Origin of the sequence: Streptomyces sp. A1136 (assembly GCF_004795055.1) — a bacterium.
In the GTDB taxonomy this organism is placed as follows: domain Bacteria; phylum Actinomycetota; class Actinomycetes; order Streptomycetales; family Streptomycetaceae; genus Streptomyces.
On record NZ_SSBJ01000183.1, the window covers coordinates 1 to 668 of the forward strand.

The following is a 668-nucleotide window of genomic DNA, read 5'->3' on the forward strand; positions in this document are numbered from 1 at the left end:
GGACTCGTACGTCCACAGGACCGGCACGTCGTGCGGGTCCGGGAGGCTGTCCGCGTAGACGCTGGTGTAGCCCTGGAAGTCGAAGGTCAGCACGGCCAGGGTGCGGGCGACCGTGTACAGGTCCGAGGCGACCGACGGGCCGTGGGTGGCGACCTCGGGGGCCTGGTAGCCGACCGTGCCGTAGATCGCCGACTCCTCGTCGTCCATCCGGCGGACCGCGCCCATGTCGATCAGCTTCAGCTGGCCCTCGGTCTGGATGGCGTTGTCGACCTTGAAGTCGCAGTACAGCAGGTTCCGGCTGTGCAGATGGCCGAGCGCCTCCAGCGCCTCGATGCCGTTGCGGGCGATCTCGACCTTCATGCCCTTCGGTTCCAGCACGCTGGACAGCGCAAAAATGTTGCGCACGTCGTCCTCCACCACCAGCACGCGGCGGCCCTGGAACACCGCTTCGCGATCGCGCGCCACCTTGAGCAGGCGCTGGCTTTCGGCGGGCAGCGTGGTTTCAACCTGATGCAGGAACAGCGTTACTTCATCGAGCAGGCGCTCGGGCGACCGTGCGTCCTTGATGATGATCGAGCGCGAGAAGCGGCGCAGGCCCTGCTCTTCTTCGCCGGTCAGCGAACGGCCGGTGTAGACGATCACCGGCGGGAAGGCGACGTCTTCCTGTG

General features: G+C 66.8%; 1 pseudogene. It reads right to left on the reverse strand.

The window, feature by feature from the left end:
• Positions 1–668 (reverse strand): annotated as a pseudogene (locus E6R62_RS41605) (hypothetical protein); the annotation flags it as partial.